This window comes from Amycolatopsis sp. NPDC049252 (assembly GCF_043197175.1).
Taxonomy (GTDB): Bacteria; Actinomycetota; Actinomycetes; order Mycobacteriales; family Pseudonocardiaceae; genus Amycolatopsis.
Genome location: NZ_JBICSQ010000075.1, coordinates 1 through 15,809, shown reverse-complemented (window position 1 = coordinate 15,809; position 15,809 = coordinate 1). Strand labels below are relative to the sequence as shown.

Here is a 15,809-nt window from a genome sequence, read left to right as displayed (position 1 = left end):
GCGCCTCGACGCGCTCCCGGAACCCGGGACGCACCTGGGCGTCGGCCGACCAGCGCTCGACGCGGTCGCCGAACGCGGCCGCCCGCTCGTCTAGATGTCGAGGTCCTTGCGGGTGTCCTCCGGGCTCCGGTCCCCGCCGATCTCGCTCTTGTCGAACCACGGTTCGTCCCCCTCGGGCGTGACAGCTTCCTTGCCTTCGGCGAAGGCACCCTTCGCCGCGCCGATGCCCGCCTTGACGCCCGCGCCGGCCAGCAGCGGGCCGGCGCCGGCCGCGCCGCCGAACATCGTCGTGAGCACCCGGTTGCTGGGCTGGAAGCCCTGGGCGGCCGCGCCGAAGCCGAACTTGGTCTGGCCGGGCATCACGCCGATCCGCAGCTTCGTGGTGAAGTCGACGAGCTTCGTCGAGTACTTCGCCATGAATTCGATGAAGGTGTCGAGCAGCTTGCCGAACTTGCCCAGGTAACCGGTGACCTTCTTCAGGACGCTGGCGGCCTTGGCGATCGAGGCGGTCATCGCGGCGGCGACCGAGCTGCCGAAGCTGATCACCGACGCGGCCAGCGCGGGCAGCCAGAGCGTGATCAGCCAGGACACCAGCTCGGTGATGATCCCCTTGATCACCTCTTCGATGACCACCATGACCATCGACCACATCTGCAGCACCTCGGCCACCGAACCGGCGGCCGAGCCGACCCCGCGGATGCCCGAGGAGAAGTCGCCGAGCGCGGCCTTCGCGGCGTTGCCGGCGTCGTCCACCCACTCGGCCAGCGCGGTGTCGCCGGTCTTCTCGAAGTCCTCGGCGAGCGCGACGAAGCCCTGCGCGATGGTGACGAAGTTCTCCGACGCGTGCCCGATGGCCGGGCCGTCGCCGGTGACCTGGTGCAGCGCGTCCTGCAGCGGCTGGACCAGCTCGAGCAGCATGTTGAGGCCGTGGCTGACGAGCCAGCCGATCGGGTCCATGGCGAAGGTGACCATGTCGCCGGCCGCGGCCCCGACGAACTTCGCGCCGTCGCCGACCAGCGCGCCGCCCGCGGCGGCCAGCTCGCCGACGTTGTCGGCCTGGGCCGCCTGCTGGGCGTGCTCGCCGATGGACTTGCCCGCCTTGTAGGCCGTGCCCGCCACCGGCACGTACCCGGCCGCGCGGTCGAGGTTCGCGCCCGTGCTCTCGTCGTAGGGCTGGACGTCCAGCGCGTCGGCGATGCTCTTGTGCTCGGTCACTTGCCCTGCCCCCCGGCCGCGTCGATCTCCGCCTCGTACCGGCCGAACGTGACCACGCCGGCGTCTTCCATGCCTTGGTACATCTCCGCGGCCTTGGTCAGCTTGGTGGTGAACCCGTCCACGCCGTCCTTCAGGTCGGTCAGCAGCGAACGCAGTTCGCCGAGGCGGTCGGTGTAGCCCTGCTTCGCGAGCAAGCCGATGAGCCCCCAGGCCTCGTCGGTCACGTCGGCGGCGTCGATCTTGGCGCCGAACTTGTCCGCTTCCTGCTCGTAGAACGGCAGCTGCTTGGCGTACGCGGAGATCGCGCCGATGTTCGTCTGGATTCCTTCTGGCATCGCGGGAGCTCTCTCGGTCGGGGTCAGTCGCGGCGGAGGATCGTGTTCTCTTCGAAGTAGTCGTCGTCCCTCGGGGCGGGCCGGCGTCGCGGTGCCGCCGGCGGCGCCTGCGGCTCCGACGCGGGCGGCTCGGCGACGGTTCCGAAGGCTTCGGCCTGGGCCTCGCGCACCTGCTCCTGCGTGTTGACGCCCAGCGTGTCGCCGAAGGCGTCGTCCACGATCCCCGCCTGCTGCTGGACGGCCCCGGCCACGGCCTGGCGCAGCGTGGTCATGATGATCGTGGAGAGGCGGCCCGCTTCGAGGTGCATGGCGCCGGCGGCCAGCCGCAGGTCGGTGACGGCCCCGCCGGCCCCGGCCACCACGGTGACGTTGCCGTCCGGCGAGGTCACCGTGGTCTCGAGCTGAGCGATCCGCTCCTGCATGTCACCGACCCCGGCGAACCGGGTCTCGGCCTGGCGGACCTTCGCCTGGAAGTGCTGGAACTGGGCGATCAGCTCGTCCATGTGCGCGGACATCGGGTCTCCCTTGCGCAGTCTGGTGACATCCGTCCGCATGATGTCAGATCCGCGTCCGTTCTGATCGGTTTTCGGAAGATCGTGCCCGGGTATCCGCCCCCGTGGCACGCACCAGGCTCCGGCGCAGCGACCTGCGCGCCCCCGGCATCCGGCGGATCCGCCGCGGCCGGGGGTTCTCCTACACCACCCCCGGCGGCGAGCGGCTCACCGACGCGGAGACGGCCGAGCGGATCAAGGACCTGGTCATCCCGCCCGCCTGGCGCGACGTCTGGATCTGCCCCCACCCGAACGGGCACATCCAGGCCGTCGGGACCGACGACGCCGGGCGGCGGCAGTACCGCTACCACGAGCAGTGGCGCCGCGACCGGGACGAGGAGAAGCACGACCGCGTGCTGGCGATGGCCCGGCGGCTGCCGGCGTGGCGTGCCGAAGTCGAGCACGACCTCGGCGGCCGCGGCCTCACCCGCGAGCGCGTGCTGGCCGCCGGCCTGCGGATCCTCGACCGGGGGATCTTCCGGACCGGCGGCGAAGAGTACGCCGAGGAAAACGGCACCCACGGCGTCGCCACGCTGCTGCGGGAGCACGCGCACGTGAGCGGGGACGAATGCCGGTTCCGGTACATCGCCAAGGGCGGCTTGGACCGGGCCGTCGCGGTCCGCGACCCGGCGCTGGCGAAGGTGGTGACGTCGCTGCTGCGCCGCCGGTCCGGCGGCGACCGGCTGCTGGCCTACCGCAGTGGCCGCGACTGGCACGACGTCCACGCGTCCGACATCAACCAGCGGTTCAAGGAACTGGCCGGCGACGACTGCACGGCGAAGGACCTGCGCACGTGGACGGCGACCGTGCTCGCCGCGGCGGCCTTCGCCGCGGCCGCGCCGCCGACGTCCGAGAGCGCCCGCAAACGTGCCGAAGCCCGGGTGATGCGGGAGGTCTCCCAAGCACTGGGGAACACGCCCGCGGTCTGCCGATCGTCCTATGTGGACCCGAGGCTGGTGACGGCCTACCGCGACGAGCACACCATCGCGGCCGCGCTCGGGCGCGTCGCCTCCCTCGAAGGCGACGAAGCCCGTGGCGTCCTGGAGAAGGCGTGCGCCCGCTTGCTGAGGAGGTACTGACCGATGTCCACCCGCTTTTCCAGCCCGTCGGCGAGGGCAAGCAGGTGAAGAACCGGGTGCACCTGGACATCGCGCCCACGGTCCGGGACCAGAAGGCCGAGATCGAACGGTTGGTGGAGCTGGGCGCGCGGGTGCCGACGGACGACCCGGCCGAACGCTTCGTGGTCCTGGCCGATCCGGCGGGCAACGAGTTCCGCGTCCTGCCGCCGCGCCCCTGATTTCCGCTGCGATGTGTAACCGCCTCAGCACCGGGTAGCCGTAGAGCACCCCAGGAAAGGTGGACCATGAACGACAAGGCGGAACACAAGGCCGAAGAGCTCAAGGGCCGGGCCAAGGAAACGGTCGGCGACGCCACCGGGAACGAGCAGTGGCAGGCCGAAGGCAAGGCCGAGCAGGGCAAGGGGGCCCTCAAGCAGGCCGCCGACAAGGTCAAGGACGCCGTGACGGGTCACAAGGACTGATTTCCTCTCACGCCGACGGCCGCCGCACCCCGGGGTGCGGCGGCCGTCGGCTTATTCCCGGCGAGCCCGGAAACTTCCCGCTTTCCCACCCCCTGGCCACTCCTGCCCGTCCACCGGGAACCGGCGCACACTGGGGGTCACGGGCCGAGGGAAGGAAAGCCGGGATGGCAGCAGGAAACGGACCACGGATCGCCGTCGCGCTGGACGGTGCCGGGTGGCACCCCGCCGCGTGGCGGGAGCCGGACGCGCGGCCGGGCGAGCTGCTCACCGCCGGGTACTGGGCCGATCTGGTCCGCGAGGCCGAAGCGGGCAAGCTGGACTTCGTCACCCTCGAAGATTCGCTCGCCCTGCAAACGGAGCAGTACCTCGACCGGCCGGGCGAACGCACCGACATCGTCCAGGGCCGCCTCGACGCCGTGCTGATCGCCGCCCGCGTCGCGCCGCTGACCTCGCGCGTGGGGCTCGTGCCGACCGCCGTCGTCACCCACACCGAGCCGTTCCACCTCTCCAAGGCGATCGCGACGCTCGACTACGTCAGCACCGGCCGCGCCGGCGTCCGCGTGCAGGTGGCCGGGCGGCCCGCCGACAACCGGCACTTCGGCCGGCGCGAGTTCGGCGAGTTCCGGCTCGAGGACTCCACCACCCCGGACGTGCCGAGCCCGCTGTCCGACCTGTTCGACGAGGCCGCGGACTACGTCGAGGTGCTGCGCCGCCTCTGGGACAGCTGGGAGGACGACGCCGAGATCCGCGACGTCGCGACCGGCCGGTTCGTCGACCGGGAGAAGCTGCACTACATCGACTTCGAAGGCCGGTGGTTCAAGGTCAAGGGCCCGTCGATCACCCCGCGCCCGCCGCAGGGCCAGCCGCTGGTCACCGCACTGGCGCACGCCGCGGTCCCCTACCGGCTCGCCGCCCGCTCGGCCGACGTCGTCTACGTGACGCCCTTCGACCGCACGCAGGCCGGGGAGATCGTCACCGCCGTCCGCGACGAGCAGGATCGGGCCGGGCGCGCCGCCGAGACGCTGCACGTGTTCGCCGACGTCGTGGTGTTCCTCGACGAAACCGAGCAGGCCGCCGCCGGCCGCAAGGCCCGGCTCGACGAGCTGTCCGGCGCCGAGTACACCTCGGACGCCCACGTCTTCACCGGCACCCCCGCCGGCCTCGCCGACCTGCTGCTGGACTGGCACGCGGCCGGGCTCTCCGGGTTCCGGCTGCGGCCGGGCGCGGTGCCGCACGACCTGACCGCGATCACCCGCGGCCTGGTCCCCGAACTCCAGGCCCGCGGCGCGTTCCGCACCGAGTACGAGGCGGACACCCTGCGCGGGCTGCTCGGCCTCGCGAAGCCCGCCAACCGCTACGCGACCGCCTGAGGAGACCCGCGATGTCCCAGCCCCGCAAGCAGATCCACCTCGCGGCGCACTTCCCCGGCGTGAACAACACGACCGTGTGGAGCGACCCCGAAGCCGGCAGCCACATCGAGTTCAGCTCGTTCGTCAAGCTCGCGCAGACGGCCGAGCGCGCGAAGTTCGACTTCTTCTTCCTCGCCGAAGGCCTTCGCCTGCGCGAGCAGAACGGGGTGATCTACGACCTCGACGTCGTCGGCCGCCCGGACACCTTCACCGTGCTGTCGGCGCTGGCCGCGGTCACCGAGCGGCTCGGCCTGGCCGGCACCATCAACTCGACGTTCAACGAGCCGTTCGAGGTGGCCCGCCAGTTCGCCTCGCTCGACCACCTCTCCGCCGGGCGCGCGGCCTGGAACGTCGTCACGTCGTGGGACGCCTTCACCGGCGAGAACTTCCGGCGTGGTGGCTTCCTCCCGCAGGACCAGCGCTACTCCCGCGCCGAGACGTTCCTGCGCACCGCCTGGGAGCTGTTCGACTCCTGGCGCGGTGACGAGATCGCCGCCGACGCCGGCAGCGGCGTCTTCCTGCGGGACGCGAACGCGGGCGCGTTCGCCCACCACGACGAGCACTTCGACATCGAGGGCCGCTTCCCGGTGCCGCGCAGCCCGCAGGGCCGCCCGGTGATCATCCAGGCCGGCGACTCCGACGAGGGTCGCGAGTTCGCCGCGGCCACCGCCGACGCGATCTTCAGCCGCTACGGCACGCTCGAAGCCGGGCAGGCGTTCTACACCGACGTCAAGGGCCGCCTGGCGAAGTACGGCCGGACGTCCGAGCAGCTGGTGATCCTGCCCGCGGCGACGTTCGTGCTCGGTGACACCGACGCCGACGCCCACGAGCGCGCCCACGTCGTCCGGCTGCAGCAGGTCAGCGGGCAGACCGCGATCAACTTCCTGGAACAGCTGTGGAACACCGACCTGTCCGAGCACGACCCGGACGGCCCGCTGCCCCGGACCGACCCGGTGCTCGGGGAGAACACGATCTCCCGCGGCCGCGCCAGCGTCCGGATGTACCGCGACCCGCTGGCGACGGCGAACGAGTGGCGGCAGCTCGCCGAGGCGAAGAACCTGTCCACCCGGGAGCTGATCATCGAGGTGACCGGACGGCAGACGTTCATCGGCTCCCCCGCTACCGTCGCCGCCACGATCGACGAGCTGGTCCAGGCCGACGCGAGCGACGGGTTCATCCTCGTCCCGCACGTCACCCCGGGCGGGCTCGACGAGTTCGCCGACAAGGTGGTGCCGCTGCTGCAGGAACGCGGCTCGTTCCGCACCGAGTACACCGGGACGACGCTGCGGGAGCACCTCGGACTGGACGCCTGAACGGGCGGGGTTCGCTCGAACCCCGCCCCGTGCAGGAACTCGCAGGTCAGCCATTCGGCCGAGCAGGCGAGAAACCCCGCTTCGTGTAACAAGGCGCCGCCAGGTGCGGACTATGGGGCATGAACTCCTGCTCGGCCTGCGGACGGGAACTCGGCCCCCAGACTCGGTTCTGTGGTTCCTGCGGCACCGCCGTCTCGGCTGTTCCCCCCGAACCACCCGACGAACCCGTTGTCTCCACACGGGTTCCGGCCGGGTCGCGGCGGACGGCGATCATCGCGGTCGCCGCCACCGTCGTCGTGGCCGCCGGCGGGGTGACGGCCTTCGTCCTCACGCGCGGAACGGGAGGAACGGAAACCGCGCAACCACCGCTGGACACCCACGTCGCGGCGCCGGCGCAGCGACCGCCGACCACGACGGTGGCGCCGGTGACGCTGACCAGCCAGGCACCGGCCGAGATCACCGAGAACGATCTCCTCCGCCAGGCCGCGCAAGACTCCGCAACAGCCGAACGCCTTGTCGGGCAATGGGTTCCGCAGCTCTCGTCGAAGAACCTCGGCCTGGTCGTCGGCGGTGTCACCTACGACTACCCGGCCATCTTGGCCGATTTCAGGGCGCTGCACGACCGCTTCCCGGACGCCGTGATGGTGAACTCCAGCGATTACAGCAACTTCTCGCGCAAGGACTTCTGGGTCACTCTCGAGGCGTCCGTCTTCTCTTCGGCCGACGCGGCCAACGCGTGGTGCGACGAGCAGGGCTTCGCGGCTCAGGACTGCCACGCCAGCCGCCTGACTCACTCAGGCGGCCCGGCGGGCAACTCCAAGCCGCGACGGTGAAAGCGGCGGTCAGCCGAACAGCTTGGTCACCAGCTCGGCGACCTTGGCGACGGGTTCGCTCAGCGTGCCGATCAGCGACGTGATCGTGTTCCAGCGGCTGCCGACCACCGCGGGACGCGGGTCGTCGCGCCGCAGTTCCTCTTCGATCCTGGCGAGCGCGTCCCGCACTTCCTGACGGTCGGCCTCCGGCGCCGCCCCGGCGATCTCCTCGCGAGAGCCGGCGAGCGCGGCGAGGAGATCCGCGACCGACACCCCGCCGGACCCGTGGTTGTTGACCGTGGCACCCGTGCCGAGCGCGCTGCCGGAGAAGCTCGAGCCCCGGATGTCGAACTGGTCGCCCATTTCACTTGCCCTTCGCCGATTTCGAGTTGTTCACCGTGCTGTTCGTGCCGACCGCCGAGTTGACGAACGTGCTGCCGTGCACGTCGTAGTTGTTGACGACCGGATCGGCCAGCTTCATGAACTCGACGACCGAATAACCGTGGTCCTGCAGGTACTCCCCGACCGCGCGGAACAGCGTCGAGTCCAGGATGCGCACGTACCGCTCCACGTCGACGTCCTGGAAGTAGCTCTGCACCCGGTCCGCCTGGGCCAGCTCGCGCAGGCTCCGGTCGGCCCCGTACTTGGCCGGGACGACCTCGTTCAGATCCTGGGGCAGTGGCTTGAACCGCCGGAACACCGACGCCGTGCGGCGGAACAGCGTCGCGGGCAACGTCCACATCTCGAGAACCGTGTCCAGCAGCAGCCTGGCCGCCGAATCGCGGTGCCGGTCGATCGCGCGGAACTCCGGCGCGATCGGCAGCAGGGCGAGGAACTGCCACTCCAGGTACAGCATCCGCTGGTCGGTGCCGACGTGCAGGTAGCACGACGTGGTGAGGTCGCGGTCCCACGATTCGACGCGGAAGCAGCGGTAGTAGCGCGCCCATTCCACCGCGCTGTCGGCCAGCGCCCGTGCCTGCTCGACCGGCAGCCGGCCCGCCGGCGGGTGGTCCAGGTCCCGCAGCACCTCGGGGACCGACGCGTGGTCGACGACCAGCCGGTCGGCCGGGACGAGCACCTGTTCCCGCTGGGTCAGGTTCTCCAGGCGCCGGCCCGGTCCCAGCGACGACGTCGTCCTCAGCCGGTCGATCGCCGCCCCGACGTGCTGCTGCAGTTCGACGACGCTGATGCTCTGCGGCTCGGTGTGCTCCCCCGACGCGTCGAGCGGCAGGGTGATCACCTGCTGGTGCAACGGGATCCCGGCGCCCACGAACGGCGAGAAATCCCGGTGCACCACGACGTCGGCGGTCGAGCCGGGGTCCGGCACGGATTCCTCCGCCGCGGCCACGCGGCCCAGCGGCAGCCGGAACCCTTCGAGGCCCAGGCCGCGCAGCCGCCGTTCCCACTCCGACGGGCTCTTGCGCCCGTCGGCGACGAAGGCGCCGCGGCGGAACCGCTGGAACACCAGGAACCGCACGACGAGCTGGTCGGTCAGCAGCACGCCGAAGATCAGCAACGACAGCACCACGGTCAGCAGGACGATCCGGAGAACGCTGCTCACGGGAGACGATTCCGTCCCGGAGAGGGACGAGTACCCGAGGCTCGAAGAGCTGCTCGTCACGGTGTCCACGACTTCGAGGCCGAGCGCGAACGCCGCCAGCACCATGACGCCCAGGGCGAAGACGACGTCCGCCGGCCCGCTGACCCGGAACCGGCCCGGCAGCAGCGCCACCGCCACGGCCGCGAACAGCCAGAACAGCAGCGCGGTCGGGTTGACGAAGAGGAACACGAGCGCCAGCACGAGCAGCACGCCGTCGCGGATGCGCCGCCGCGTGCGCGACGCGACGGCCTCCCGCAGCACCGCGGAGGTGTCCACGCCGGGGGCCGGCGGGATCGCGCGCAGCGGCTCCACGAGGAACTCGCGGATCGCCGCGTTCGCGTACTTTTCGCTGATCTGCGCGGCGGCGCACAGGTACCGCGTCGTGTTGTCCCGCTGCACCAGCGAAGCACCGCACTGCTGGCAGAACCCGTCCCCTGGCTGGTTGGCGGACCGGCAGCGCCAGCAGCTCTGACTCCGCCCCACGCCGACACCGGCAACCATGGTGCTCCCTCCTGGCCGAGTGTTCCGGCCGGGAGTCGCTCGGCGTGCGGCGCCTTGTTACAAGATTCAGAACTGACCACGTGATGTTCAGGATCGATTCAGTAACTTCTGCTAGTCTCCCCGGTGCTTCGCGGCTCACCGTGGCGCCGCGCCCGCAACCGTTGCGCCGTAACCGGTGTCGCGGCACCGAACTCATCGAGGAGCGAAATGACAGCCATCGTCCGGGTCCACGGCCGCCAAGTGCTCGACAGCCGGGGCAACCCGACCGTCGAGGTCGACGTCGAGCTGGCGGACGGCTCGCTCGGCCGGGCCGCCGTGCCTTCGGGCGCCTCCACCGGCACCAAGGAAGCGGTGGAACTGCGCGACGGTGACCAGGCGCGGTTCCACGGCAAGGGGGTGCGCAAGGCCGTCGACGCGGTCAACTCCGAGATCGCCGAGGCGATCGTCGGGCTCGACGCCGAGGCGCAGGCCGAGGTCGACCGCACGCTGATCACCCTCGACGGCACCCCGAACAAGGCCCGGCTCGGCGCGAACGCCACGCTCGGCGTCTCGCTCGCGGTGGTCAAGGCCGCCGCGACCGCCAGCAGGCTGCCGCTCTACCGCTACGTCGGCGGCGTGTTCGCGCACCTGCTGCCGATGCCGATGATGAACATCATCAACGGCGGCGCGCACGCGGACAACCCGATCGACTTCCAGGAGTTCATGATCGGCCCGATCGGCGCGGAGACCTTCGCCGACGCCGTCCGGATGGGCTCCGAGGTCTTCCACACGCTGCGCAAGTCGCTCCACGAAGCCGGGCACGGCACCAACGTCGGCGACGAAGGCGGCTTCGCGCCCAACCTCAGCTCCGCCGACGAAGCGCTCGAGTTCGTCCTCCGCGCCATCGAGCAGTCCGGCTACCAGCCCGGCGAGGACATCGCGCTGCTGCTCGACCCGGCCGCGTCCGAGTTCTACACCGGCGAGGTCTACGACTACACCGGCGAAGGCCGCAAGCGCAGCGTCGAGGAGCACGTCGCCTACCTCGCCGAGCTGACCGCGAAGTACCCGATCGTCTCGATCGAGGACGGCCTGGCCCAGGACGACTTCGCCGGCTGGAAGCAGCTGACCGACCGGATCGGCGAGCGCGTCCAGCTCGTCGGCGACGATCTGTTCTGCACCAACGTGAACCTGCTCAACGACGGCATCGAGCGTGGCATCGGCAACTCGATCCTGATCAAGGTCAACCAGATCGGCACGCTCACCGAGACCCTCGACGCCGTCGAGACCGCGCACAAGGCGGGCTACTCGGCCGTCATGTCCCACCGCTCCGGCGAAACCGAGGACACCACGATCGCCGACCTCGCCGTGGCCACCAACTGCGGCCAGATCAAGACCGGCTCGCTGTCGCGGTCCGACCGCACCGCCAAGTACAACCAGCTCATCCGCATCGAAGAGGAACTCGGCGCCGAGGCCCGCTACGCCGGCGCGTCGACCATCAGCGGCCGCCGCTGACGCGCCCCGGTCCGGGATCGCCACCGCGGTCCCGGACCGGTTCGTCGCCGACGGTCAGCAGCCGCAGCCGGGCCAGGCCACGGACGTACCGGCTCGCCCGCTGGTCGCTCGGCATCACCAGCGTCGGGCGGGCCAGCAGTTCGCCGTTGTAGCGGGTCGCCAGCAACGCGGCGCAGGCGCCGAACTCCGGGTCCAGCTCCGCCAGCGACAGGGCGACCTGGAACCCGTCCTCGGCCACCGCCAGCACGACCACCGTCAGGCTCGCCATCTTGTGCCGGGTGTCCACCGGCAGCGGGCCCTCCCGGAGCACGTCGTAGAGGTGCACGCCGAGTAACTGGTGCCGCTCGTGCTTGCGGCGCGTCACGTACTCCACGTCGAGCCGGATCCGCGAGCGCTCCCGCAGCTCGCCGATCCCGATCACCCGCGACGCGCACCCGGTCCCGGTGACCAGGAGCCCGCCTGCCGACGGTTCCATCCCTCCACGCTAAGTCACCGTCGCCGCGGCGTACAGGCACGGTACGGCCGCAAATACGGAACTTTCCGCCTCGGCAAGCCGCGTCAGCGGATGCGCGGGCCCGCGGCCGTGGTGAACCGGAACTCGACGGCCACCGGCACGGTGTCGAGATCCAGGGCCTGGCGCAGCCGCGGCAGGCCCTCGGACTCCAGGCGCTCGCGGATCTCCGTGGGATCGCCGTCCTGCTCCACCGACACGACCAGCGCCAGCGTCGGGTCTTCGCGCGTCCCGGCCAGGGTCGCCCGCGCCTGGTGCACCCCCGGGTACGTCCGGAGCTCCTCGGTGAAGGGGGCCACCGCGGCGTCGGCCGCCAGCTCGGTCCGGCCGCGGTCCGGGTCGGCCTCGAACCGCCACGTCTGTGTCCGCGGCCGCCGCGCCAGCTGGGCCAGCAGCCAGCGCAGCGCCAGCAGGCCGAGCACCACGGCCGCCGCCGCGGCGACGTACAGCACCCACGTCGGCGGGGTGGTCGTGCCCGGGACCAGCGGGGATCCCGGATCGACGACCGTCAGGCGACGGAAGTGGGTCGCGACCGCGAAGCCGCCGGCGGCCAGCAGCACCAGCCCGAGCAGGCCGAGCAGGACGCGGTTGAGGCGGGCCGGGCGGTTCAGGTTCGTCATGACTTCCTCCGGGGAGCGCGGACCCGCACCGACACGGCCGGGCGGGTGGCCGGGCCGACCTGGTCGAGCCGGTGGCCGACCGCCTCGCGGACGGCGTCGGCGAGGCCGTCCGGGCGGGTCCGGGCCGTCTCGACCCGGACCTTCACCCGCCGCGTGCCGAGCTTGACCGCGGCGCCGGACACCCCGTCGACGGCCGCGGCCGCCGCCCGCAGCGTCGAGCGGTACCCGCCGCGGGCGGCTCCCGCGTCGAAGGCACCGCCCAGCGGCAGCACGGTGGCGGCCCCCGGCAGGATCGCCGCGAGCACCAGGATCAGCCCGAGCAGCGCGACGACACCCCCGGCGACGGCCGGCACGACGTCGGTCCACCGCAGGTCGTGCAGGGCGGACGCCACCGAATCGAAGCTGATCCACGGACGTTCACCGAGGATCAGCTGGATCGCCACCACGGCGACGAGCACGCACGCGGCCAGCACCACCACCGCGGTCAGGACGGCCGGGACGCTCCGGCGAGGACGGCGTTTCATTCGACCCTCCGTACTTGGCCGGCGGTGGTGTGCAGTGCGGTGACGGTGAGGTCGACGCGGGTCACCGCGAGCCCGGTCAGCGCCTCCACCCGCTCCACGAGGTGCTCGCGCGCCTTCTCGGTGGTGCGCGCGACCGACGCCGGGTAGACGATCGAGATCCGCACGTCGAGCGACACCGTCCCGTCGCCGACGTGGGCACTCACCTTCGCGGAGTGGTCGAGGTCCTCACCGCTCAGGCTGACGCCGAGGACGCGGCCGGCCGCGCCGCCGACGTCGTCGACCTCCAGCACGGCGCAGGCGGCCAGGCGTTCGACCGCCTGCGCCGAGATGGTCAGTGCCCCGCGCTCGGCGACCGGCGCGGGCAGGGTGGCGGTCACGGCTCAGCCCCGATCGCGGCCGGTGAGCTGCGACAGGTCGAGCTTGCCGTCGAGGTAGCGACCGACCAGGAGGCCGATCGCTCCCAGCACGGCGACCGCGGCGAACGCGCCGAAGCCGCCGATCGCGACGGCCAGCCCCAGGACGAGGCCGGTGATCAGGCCGAGCTGCGTGGCTTTCACGAGACTCTCTCCTTCACTTGGTGCGCTTCGGTGGCCGGTTCGGCCAGGTCCGCGATCACGACGTGCACCGGCCGCCCGGCGACCGCGGCGGCGGTGCGCACGGCGGCGGCGACGTCCGCGGCCACCAGCGGGTAGCCCGTGGTGACCGCGATCGTGACGTCCTCGTCGCGGACGTGCACGCCCGCGATCCGCCGCGGCGGGTCGAGCGTGGCGATCTCGCCGAACCGCCCACCGTGCAGCCCGGTCACGCCGGGCGCGGTCCGGACCGCGGCGGCGATCCGGGCCGCGTCGGGCTCGGGATTCACTGCACCCGGCCGGTTTCGGTGCTCTCGCCCTCGTCCTCGGACGGCAGGTGCAGGTCGCCGACGTTGATGTTGACCTCGACCACCTCGAGGCCGGTCATCTGCTCGACGGCGGTGATCACGTTGCGGCGCACCGAGCGCGACAGGTCCGCGATGGACACGCCATACTCGACGACGATCTGCAGGTCGACGGCCGCCTGCTTCTCGCCGACCTCGACCGAGACACCCTGCCCGGCCGAAGCGGTCGCGCCCGGGATGCGTTCCCGGATCGCGGAGAACGCCCGTGCGGCGCCGCCGCCGAGGGCGTGCACGCCGGGGATCTCCCGGGTGGCCAGGCCGGCGATCTTCTGGACGACGACGTCGGCGATCGACGTGGCACCCTCGGTCGTCACCAGCGCGCCGTCGCCGCCCTTCTTGGCGGGCTCGGCGGGCGCCTGCTGGGCGGGCACCTTGGTGGCGGTGGCGTTCGTCATGACGTCTCCTTCACACTCGGAATGCGTTGTCTTGTCGGTGGAAGCCCCTTGATTGTTCTTCCACACTGGACAGACAACGCGGTGGGAAGATCGTCACGACCCGATCGTGTGAACCACGTCTCGCTTCGCCACGGCGCCCAGCGCGGCGATCACGGCCGCCCCGGCGACCGACAATCCGATCCCGACCAGCACGGCGACGTTCCAGCCGGCGACCAGGCTCGCCGCCGGGGTGGCCGAGGGGTGCACGGCGAGCACCGTCACGACCGTGACGCCGAGCGCGGCCCCGACGTAGCGGCTCGTGTTGTTGATCCCGCTGCCCATGCCGGCCCGGTTCGGCGGCACGCTCGCCACCGCCTCGCGCCCCAGCGACGCGTTCACCACGCCGGTGCCGATCCCGGCCAGCAGCAGGCCGCCGACCAGCGGGCCCGCGCCGGAGCCCGGGGTGACGAACGCGAGCGGCACCAGCCCGGCGGCCACCACCAGCAGGCCCGCGCTCATCCGCGCGCCGCCGGAGAACGCGGCGGGCAGGCGCCGGGTCAGCAGGGCCGAGGCCACGCTGGCCGCCGACCAGGCCAGCACCGCCAGGGACGCCGTCACCGGGGTGAACGCCAGCCCGTTCTCGAGCATGGTGCCGAGGAACGACATCAGCGCCGTGACGCCGGCACCGGCCGTGAACGCGCCGGTCGTCGCCGCGACCAGCGCCGGACGGCGGAACAGCGTCAGGTCGAGCATCCCGCCCTCGGTGCGGCCCTGGTGCGCGAAGAACGCGGCGAGCAGGACGATCGCGGCGGCGATCAGGCCCAGCTCGAGGGGGCTCGTCCAGCTCTGGCGGCCTTCGGTGAGCGCGGCGAGCAGGGCCGCGAGCCCGCCGCCGAGCAGCAGCGAGCCGGTGACGTCGACCTTCCGTGCCCGGCCCGAAACGGACTCCTCGAGCAGCACCCGGCCGAGCACGGCGACGCCGAGGGACAGCACGGTGGCGACGACGTAGAGCGTGCGCCAGCCGGCGGCGGTGTCGAGCACGGCGCCCGCCACCGGGCCGATGGCGATGCCGGCCCCGAGGCAGGCGCCCCACACGCCGGTGGCGCGGGCGCGGCCGGCGGGGTCGGGGAAGGCGTGCCCGAGCACGCCGAGCCCGCAGGCGACCAGCGCGGCCGCCCCGAGCCCTTCGACGACCCGGCCGGCGATGAAGGTCAGCGGCCCCGGCGCGACCGCGCACAGCAGCGCCCCGGCGGCGAGCACTCCCCCGCCGGCGGCGAACACGCGCCGCCGTCCGAAGTCGTCGCCGATCGCACCGGCCGGCAGCAGCGCGACCGCGAGGCCGAGGCTCATCGAGCTGAGGATCCAGGACGTCGCGATCGCGCCGGCGCCGAGCCCGCGGGCCACCGACGGGACGATCGACAGCGGCGCGGTGAACACGAACATGGCGAGCAGGGTTCCGCCGCCCGAAGCGACGAGCACAGCAGCCGGACGGCGGTCCATGCGGACTCCAGTTGATTCGGTGACCGAACTCTTCGCCGGGAGGCTAGCACGATTTGTTCGTTCACCGAACTCTTCTGTGGCACACTGAACGCATGGCACTCCCCCGCGAGTACACCGGCCAGGCCTGCTCGATCGTCCGTGCCCTGGAAATCGTCGGCGAGCGCTGGACGCTGCTGATCGTGCGCGACGCGGTCTTCGGCGTCCGGCGGTTCAGCGACTTCCTGGACCACCTCGGCATCCCCCGCGCGGTCCTGACCGAACGGCTGGAGTTCCTGGTCGGCGAAGACGTGCTGGCCCGCGTTCCCGGGCCGGGCAAGCGGAGCGAGTACGAGCTGACGACGAAGGGCCTCGCACTGTGGCCGGTCGTCCGCTCGCTGTCGGCGTGGGGCGACGAGTACTACGCACCCGAAGGCCGCCGCCGCGTGTTCGTGCACGCGACCTGCGGCGGCGAGGTGACCCCGGCCGGCGAGTGCGCCGGTTGCGGCGAGCGCGTGCCGGTGGCCGAGACGGTGATGACCCCCGGCCCCGGCCTGCCCCCGCCGTCACCTCAGGACAGCGCGATCACGACGGCCCTGG

General features: G+C 72.0%; 21 protein-coding genes. 8 read left to right on the top strand and 13 right to left on the bottom strand.

The annotated features are described in order from the left end of the window. Positions 1–90: 90 nt before the first annotated feature. Genes ACGFMK_RS40155 through ACGFMK_RS40145 form a run of 3 tightly spaced genes read right to left on the bottom strand, consistent with a single transcriptional unit; the run spans position 91 to position 2,065 of the window. Positions 91–1,215 carry a hypothetical protein gene (locus tag ACGFMK_RS40155; RefSeq protein WP_392774593.1) on the bottom strand — a complete coding sequence of 375 codons (1,125 nt, stop codon included), beginning with the start codon at positions 1,213–1,215 and terminating at the stop codon, positions 91–93. Beyond that, a complete protein-coding gene (locus ACGFMK_RS40150) occupies positions 1,212–1,550 on the bottom strand; it encodes a hypothetical protein (protein ID WP_392774591.1) in 339 nt (112 codons plus the stop codon). The genes ACGFMK_RS40155 and ACGFMK_RS40150 overlap by 4 nt, the downstream gene beginning before the upstream one ends. Positions 1,551–1,573: 23 nt before the next feature. After that, a complete protein-coding gene (locus ACGFMK_RS40145; protein ID WP_392774589.1) occupies positions 1,574–2,065 on the bottom strand; it encodes a YbaB/EbfC family nucleoid-associated protein in 492 nt (163 codons plus the stop codon). 101 nt (positions 2,066–2,166) lie between these two features. On the opposite strand from ACGFMK_RS40145, the gene ACGFMK_RS40140 reads away from it, so the two are divergent. From ACGFMK_RS40140 to ACGFMK_RS40115, 6 genes are all read left to right on the top strand, one after another. Then, positions 2,167–3,180 (top strand): DNA topoisomerase IB, encoded by a 1,014-nt coding sequence (locus ACGFMK_RS40140; RefSeq protein WP_392774587.1) that lies wholly within the window; start codon positions 2,167–2,169, stop codon positions 3,178–3,180. Continuing rightward, positions 3,153–3,398, top strand: coding sequence for a VOC family protein (locus tag ACGFMK_RS40135; RefSeq protein WP_392774585.1), 246 nt, complete (start codon positions 3,153–3,155; stop codon positions 3,396–3,398). The genes ACGFMK_RS40140 and ACGFMK_RS40135 overlap by 28 nt, the downstream gene beginning before the upstream one ends. 66 nt (positions 3,399–3,464) lie before the next feature. Continuing rightward, on the top strand, positions 3,465–3,641 hold the full coding sequence (locus tag ACGFMK_RS40130) for a CsbD family protein (protein WP_328453738.1): 177 nt from the start codon (positions 3,465–3,467) through the stop codon (positions 3,639–3,641). 164 nt (positions 3,642–3,805) lie between these two features. Further along, positions 3,806–5,011 carry an LLM class flavin-dependent oxidoreductase gene (locus ACGFMK_RS40125; protein ID WP_392774583.1) on the top strand — a complete coding sequence of 402 codons (1,206 nt, stop codon included), beginning with the start codon at positions 3,806–3,808 and terminating at the stop codon, positions 5,009–5,011. An 11-nt stretch (positions 5,012–5,022) separates the two neighbouring features. After that, positions 5,023–6,363, top strand: coding sequence for an NtaA/DmoA family FMN-dependent monooxygenase (locus tag ACGFMK_RS40120; RefSeq protein ID WP_392774582.1), 1,341 nt, complete (start codon positions 5,023–5,025; stop codon positions 6,361–6,363). A gap of 296 nt (positions 6,364–6,659) precedes the next feature. Beyond that, positions 6,660–7,196, top strand: a complete 537-nt coding sequence (locus tag ACGFMK_RS40115; RefSeq protein WP_392774581.1) for a zinc ribbon domain-containing protein — start codon at positions 6,660–6,662, stop codon at positions 7,194–7,196. Between the two features lie 9 nt (positions 7,197–7,205). Here ACGFMK_RS40115 and ACGFMK_RS40110 read toward each other — a convergent pair whose 3' ends face one another. Together ACGFMK_RS40110 and ACGFMK_RS40105 are read right to left on the bottom strand one after the other, a co-directional pair. Then, positions 7,206–7,538 (bottom strand): hypothetical protein, encoded by a 333-nt coding sequence (locus tag ACGFMK_RS40110; RefSeq protein ID WP_392774579.1) that lies wholly within the window; start codon positions 7,536–7,538, stop codon positions 7,206–7,208. A 1-nt stretch (position 7,539) separates the two neighbouring features. Next, the gene (locus tag ACGFMK_RS40105) at positions 7,540–9,276 is read right to left on the bottom strand and encodes a hypothetical protein (RefSeq protein ID WP_392774577.1); all 1,737 of its coding nucleotides are present in this window, start codon (positions 9,274–9,276) and stop codon (positions 7,540–7,542) included. A gap of 207 nt (positions 9,277–9,483) precedes the next feature. Between ACGFMK_RS40105 and eno the strand changes: the two genes are divergently transcribed. Then, entirely contained in the window at positions 9,484–10,767 is a 1,284-nt protein-coding gene (eno, locus tag ACGFMK_RS40100; protein WP_392774575.1) for a phosphopyruvate hydratase, read from the top strand. Here eno and ACGFMK_RS40095 read toward each other — a convergent pair. The 8 genes from ACGFMK_RS40095 to ACGFMK_RS40060 form a co-directional block, all read right to left on the bottom strand. Next, positions 10,751–11,242 carry a molybdopterin-binding protein gene (locus tag ACGFMK_RS40095; RefSeq protein WP_392774573.1) on the bottom strand — a complete coding sequence of 164 codons (492 nt, stop codon included), beginning with the start codon at positions 11,240–11,242 and terminating at the stop codon, positions 10,751–10,753. The genes eno and ACGFMK_RS40095 overlap by 17 nt on opposite strands. Before the next feature lie 83 nt (positions 11,243–11,325). Then, positions 11,326–11,898, bottom strand: coding sequence for an alkaline shock response membrane anchor protein AmaP (amaP, locus tag ACGFMK_RS40090; RefSeq protein WP_392774571.1), 573 nt, complete (start codon positions 11,896–11,898; stop codon positions 11,326–11,328). Further along, the gene (locus ACGFMK_RS40085; protein WP_392774569.1) at positions 11,895–12,422 is read right to left on the bottom strand and encodes a DUF6286 domain-containing protein; all 528 of its coding nucleotides are present in this window, start codon (positions 12,420–12,422) and stop codon (positions 11,895–11,897) included. Before ACGFMK_RS40085 ends, amaP begins: the two co-directional genes overlap by 4 nt. Further along, complete coding sequence (locus ACGFMK_RS40080) at positions 12,419–12,799, bottom strand: Asp23/Gls24 family envelope stress response protein (RefSeq protein WP_392774567.1); 381 nt, start codon at positions 12,797–12,799, stop codon at positions 12,419–12,421. Before ACGFMK_RS40080 ends, ACGFMK_RS40085 begins: the two co-directional genes overlap by 4 nt. 3 nt (positions 12,800–12,802) lie before the next feature. Beyond that, a complete protein-coding gene (locus ACGFMK_RS40075; protein WP_323326915.1) occupies positions 12,803–12,979 on the bottom strand; it encodes a hypothetical protein in 177 nt (58 codons plus the stop codon). Further along, entirely contained in the window at positions 12,976–13,284 is a 309-nt protein-coding gene (locus ACGFMK_RS40070; protein ID WP_392774565.1) for a hypothetical protein, read from the bottom strand. Before ACGFMK_RS40070 ends, ACGFMK_RS40075 begins: the two co-directional genes overlap by 4 nt. After that, complete coding sequence (locus ACGFMK_RS40065) at positions 13,281–13,754, bottom strand: Asp23/Gls24 family envelope stress response protein (protein ID WP_392774563.1); 474 nt, start codon at positions 13,752–13,754, stop codon at positions 13,281–13,283. Before ACGFMK_RS40065 ends, ACGFMK_RS40070 begins: the two co-directional genes overlap by 4 nt. A 93-nt stretch (positions 13,755–13,847) precedes the next feature. After that, positions 13,848–15,233 (bottom strand): MFS transporter, encoded by a 1,386-nt coding sequence (locus ACGFMK_RS40060; protein WP_392774561.1) that lies wholly within the window; start codon positions 15,231–15,233, stop codon positions 13,848–13,850. A gap of 92 nt (positions 15,234–15,325) precedes the next feature. Here ACGFMK_RS40060 and ACGFMK_RS40055 point away from each other — a divergent pair. After that, on the top strand, positions 15,326–15,809 hold a 484-nt coding region (locus ACGFMK_RS40055; protein WP_392774559.1), incomplete at its 3' end, for a winged helix-turn-helix transcriptional regulator.